This window comes from Mesorhizobium sp. M7A.F.Ca.CA.002.04.1.1 (assembly GCF_004022805.1).
Taxonomy (GTDB): Bacteria; Pseudomonadota; Alphaproteobacteria; order Rhizobiales; family Rhizobiaceae; genus Mesorhizobium; species Mesorhizobium ciceri.
In genome coordinates this window covers 1-4648 of sequence record NZ_RZPL01000461.1, presented here as the reverse complement: position 1 = coordinate 4648, position 4648 = coordinate 1, and the positions used below count along the sequence as shown (strand labels likewise).

4 protein-coding genes and 2 pseudogenes are annotated in these 4648 nt (G+C 56.8%); all 6 read right to left on the bottom strand.

The genetic code is table 11. The features are described 5' to 3' along the window. Positions 1-184 (bottom strand): annotated as a pseudogene (locus ENZ75_RS34645) (hypothetical protein); the annotation flags it as partial. A gap of 562 nt (positions 185-746) precedes the next feature. Continuing rightward, entirely contained in the window at positions 747-1523 is a 777-nt protein-coding gene (gene ehuA, locus ENZ75_RS21665) for an ectoine/hydroxyectoine ABC transporter ATP-binding protein EhuA (RefSeq protein WP_063170381.1), read from the bottom strand. Between the two features lie 119 nt (positions 1524-1642). After that, positions 1643-2311 (bottom strand): ectoine/hydroxyectoine ABC transporter permease subunit EhuD, encoded by a 669-nt coding sequence (ehuD, locus tag ENZ75_RS21660; RefSeq protein ID WP_063169345.1) that lies wholly within the window; start codon positions 2309-2311, stop codon positions 1643-1645. Next, positions 2308-2979: an ectoine/hydroxyectoine ABC transporter permease subunit EhuC gene (gene ehuC / locus ENZ75_RS21655; RefSeq protein ID WP_063169346.1), complete on the bottom strand. Its 672-nt coding sequence runs from the start codon at positions 2977-2979 to the stop codon at positions 2308-2310. The genes ehuD and ehuC overlap by 4 nt, the downstream gene beginning before the upstream one ends. Positions 2980-3038: 59 nt before the next feature. Next, positions 3039-3911, bottom strand: a complete 873-nt coding sequence (gene ehuB, locus ENZ75_RS21650) for an ectoine/hydroxyectoine ABC transporter substrate-binding protein EhuB (RefSeq protein WP_082826582.1) — start codon at positions 3909-3911, stop codon at positions 3039-3041. 224 nt (positions 3912-4135) lie between these two features. Beyond that, positions 4136-4648, bottom strand: a pseudogene (locus tag ENZ75_RS35240) (alpha/beta hydrolase); the annotation flags it as partial.

The following is a 4648-nucleotide window of genomic DNA, read 5'->3' as shown; positions in this document are numbered from 1 at the left end:
GCTCGAGAGAAGCATCACCGGGAATGACCCTCTCCTCCAAAGCCCCGGCCGCGGTCTCTATTATAATTGGGAAGTCGAAAGTTGCCGGGTTGAAGACCGACTCCGGTTGCGGTGGCGGAAATTCACGAGGCGGAAGTCCGATCTCCAGCCCAATAATTCCGAGGGCCCTTTGTTGAGTTGTCACGGAAGCATCCTTCTTCTGGAAGCAGCTAAGATGGTGATTTCGGCAGCAAATGCCCATCACCTGCGCGATACAGGTTCTCTCTGAATGCACGAATTTAACAGCGTCGAAACGGCTGTTTCAGAGAAACATGCCTTTCCAGGCGCAGTAAGTCGGCATTGTTTTGGTGCATTCGCATGAAAGCCGTAAAAACTGGGAAACCGCAGAACGCTTGTGCGACCCTCCCCGGGCCTGTAGGATACCGGGTTTGCGTCCGCCGTCAGACAATCGTGTTAGGGCACTTTCCAGAGCCCAGATGCCCTGAATGGCAGATTGAACGCACATCAGATCTTCAAGCTCGCAACTGCCGAACGGGCAGCGCTATTTACCTAACTCGACCAATCTGGGGCTTGGACCGGACGATCCTAGTTATGCAGTCCTGAATGAACTGGGGCAGTAACCTCGACATCAACCCGGCCCTGAAAAACCGCGCGTAGGTTCGTCGCAGGGCAGCCTGCTCCGAACGGACCAGTTCCTGCCCGGAAGCCACCCACGGGATAACTCAACTAGCGGCACAACCCGCAACTCACCTCGTCTCCAGCACCGCATTGAGAAACTGCTGCGTTCGCTCGTTTTGCGGATTGCCTAAAAGCTGGCTGGGCGGGCCTTGCTCGACAATCTTACCGCCAGAAAAGAAGCACACGCGATCGGAGAACTCCTTGGCAAAGCCCATCTGGTGCGTGACCATCAGCATTGTGAGGTCATGTTCGGCGCTGAGCTTGCGGATGACGTTGAGCACCTCTCCAACCAGTTCCGGGTCAAGCGCTGATGTCACCTCGTCAAACAGCATCACCTTGGGCCGCATGGCCAACGCCCGAGCGATCGCCACGCGTTGCTTCTGGCCCCCGGAAAGCTGGATCGGGAAATGGTTCTTCTTGTCGCCGAGGCCCACCAAGTCGAGCAGCTCTGCCGCTCGGGCCTCCGCCTCCTTCTTCGAGAGCCCAAGGACGGAGATCGGCGCCTCCATGCAGTTCTGCAGAGCAGTCATATGCGGGAACAGGTTAAAGTGCTGGAACACCATACCGATCTTGGCACGCACGCGACGGAGATGACGCTCGCTCGCCGGCACTATTTGGCCGTTCTTCTGCGTATGCGTCAACGGTTCACCGTCGACCCATATCACCCCCCCGTTGATGTGCTCAAGCGTCATCAGCATGCGCAGAACGGTGGTCTTGCCCGAGCCGGACGGACCAATGATGGACACCTTCTCGTTGCGTGCGATCTCGAGATTGAGTTCGTCCAGCACCGTCAACGCGCCGTAGCGCTTTGTGACGTTCTCGAAGCGAACTATGGGTTCGTTCATGACTTTTTCGCTGCGCCTGATATCGAGGTCAAGCTCGTCCCGCCTGGCTGATGCCCTAGGGCGCTTCGTGAGATCGTCCTCGAAGCGAAGCACAAATTCGCTCATAGTATAAGGCCTCCCTATTGCAGATGGTAGCGGCGGTTGAGCCAGACGCGGACCGACTGCACGATAGCGGAAGCAACCAAGCTGAACACGTAGTAGAAGAAGCCGCACATAGTGATCGCTTCTATGTATCGATAGTTATTGCCCCCGAAATTTTTCGCCTGCTGCAGCATCTCGAAGATCGAGATTGCCGCCAGGACCGGCGTGTCCTTGAACATGCCGATGAAGTAATTGCCCAGAGCTGGCACCATGGGCGGGATCGCCTGCGGCAGAATGATTGTTCGCCAGGTCCGCGTTCGCGAAAGGTTTAGTGCCGTACAGGCCTCCCACTGGCCGCCATCCACATTCTCGATGCCGCCGCGGAAGACTTCGGAACAATAGGCTGCATAGTGGATCCCCAGCACGCCAACTCCCGCCGTCCAGGCAGGAATGAAGATTCCGATCTGCGGACCAACGAAATAGACAAAGAACAACTGCAGCAGCAAGGGCGTTGAACGGATAAACTCCACGATCTCCGCCATGGTGGTCGAGACGTAGCGGTTTGGCGACTGGCGAATCATCGCGAAGACAAGACCCAATATCAGCGCGATCGCAAACCCGAGCAGCGTAGCCTCAATGGTGACGATCGCTCCCTGATAGAGATATGGGAAAGCCTCCCATACGTAAGACCAATCCCAGATCTTCAAGCCACCTGCTCCCGAACGAAACCGCGCGAGACGCGGCGTTCCAGCCAGCGCACGAAAGGAGTGATGAGGGCGCGCGCGATGATGTAATAACCGAATAGTGCAACCGCAAAGAACAGCATATAATCGCCAGTTGCGTCGGCCGCCTGCTTGGCGGCGCTAGTAAATTCGGGAATGGTGATGAAGAAGACGAGCGAGCTACCCTTAAGCACATCGATGAGCATGTTACCCCAGGTCGGCAGCATGGCGCGCATTGCCTGTGGGAGGATAATACGCCGCATCATGGTGAGCCGCGAAAAATTGAGCGCTGTAGATGCCTCATACTGGCCCCTATCAACGGCCTGAATGGCGGCGCGGACATACTCGGCTGCGTAGCCAGAGGCATTCATTCCGATCCCCAAAATTCCGACAGTCCACGGCGACAGGAAAATACCGAAAATCGGCAATACAAAGAACCACCAGTAGAGCTGAACCAGCATGGACGTCCCGCGGAAGAATTCGATGTAGGCGATACTGAACCAGCGCAACTGCCGACGGGGAGAGACTCGGGTCAGGCCCACGAAAAGCCCAAGGACGATCGCTACGACGCAGGCGCCAAGAGTGACGATGACCGTAGTCATGACGCCCTTGGTGAGCACGGCAAAGATAAAGCTGAGATCGACCTTACTCATATGCCCTCCCCACTGACCGCCTACCGGCCAAGGGCCGGGGAGCGGTCAGACGCATAGCTTCAGCCCTTGCAAAGATCAGCGGTCTTGCTGCCATCCGGGAGATCGCGTTTGGTGTAACCATATTTGCCGACCGCGGCCATCATTTCGTCAGAGCCAATATAGTCTTTCAACACAGCATTGAACGCGTCTACCGCAGCCTGTTCGCTGAGCGGGAAGGCTATGGCGGGATGTTCATTCGGTCCCGGCGGGGTATACGGGTCAGCCACCTCAATGCTGGGATCCTGCTCGGCAAGAGTCGTCGCGTTCAGACTATAGAGCGAGCCGGCAGCGGCGCGGCCGGCCTTTACAGCCTGTACGACCTCGGGCGGTCCGGCGACCTGCATAACCTTGTCGTCAGGGAAACCTAATTTCTTCGCCTGCTCGACTGCGGTGGTACCCGTCATGATGGCCAGGGTAAGCCCCTTCTTCTGAGCGTCATGGAGGGAATGCAGCGCTTCCGGATTGCCCTTCGGCACGATCATCGAATCATTGCTCGATGCGATCGGTTCGCTGAACAGGACGTTGCGGCACCGCTCCGGCTTAATCCACATGCCGCCCGTGATGATGTCAAAGCGACCAGCCTGGAGGCCCGGGACAAGGGAACCCCAATCGGTTACGACCGGCTCGATTTTGGTCGTTCCCATCTTTCTCAGAACGTCCAGTGTCATCACATTGACCAGGCCAAGCGGCTCGTTGTTCGCACCAGGATAGGCACTGGGAGGCTCATTGGTGAAGCCAAGACGGATCGTTTCTCCGTTCTTAATCTTATCGAGCAGCGACTCCGCCGAGGCCGAACCGGCAAAGGACGAGATTGTCATCGCCGCCAGGCCGAGCGCGGCAATCCTCTTCAAGATTGCAGCCTTAAAGCATTCGTCGAGTTTCCACTTGACCACTGGTTAGTCCTCCGTTTTCGCATCGCCGATGGTCTCCCGATATGCCTCGGGAAAAGACCATTGCATCATTTGTTGAGCTTGTAGTCCGGCGGTTCCCATCATCGTGTGAGCTGCAGGGTCCCCACTTAGGTATAGATTCCTCCAGTCGATCCTTTGCTACGCCACTTGTGCATGCTTCGTGAGCGTAGCAGCGCAGCTGTGGTGCTTTGTGCGAGAAATGCAAGTTATTCGCAGAAATTCGGTGATTTTTGGGTGCATACGCACATTTCCGTCATCCCCGTGGTTCGTTGGAAGTGAACAATCGCGAGCTGTGGTATGGCCAACTGAGGCACACCACGTCTTGCATGACTCCTGCCCTGCCCGGTTGGATGGGCGCCACCGCCTGGGCTATGCCCTTGTTGCCATGGCAGGGCACAAGTTCGTCGTATGCGACACGCCGCTGAGAGATTCGCCTCGGAGACGCTGGCCCGAGCATTGTTCCCGTCACAGTTGATCATTCGTGCCATTGACGGATGAGTCTGTTCACGGCTTCGCTCCGGATCAACCTGGACGGAATCGCCGGCATTATTGAGCAGATGGAAATCTGAATTCCTGATCAGCTTCGCCAGGTTGATCCCTTGCTCCGGCGTCGCGGTAGGGTCGTTCTTGGACCAGATGATCAACGTCTGGGCCTGAAGCTGATCAAGGTAGGGGAAGATATACTTCTGCTGCAGCAGTGGATAACGATGCAGGTTTGT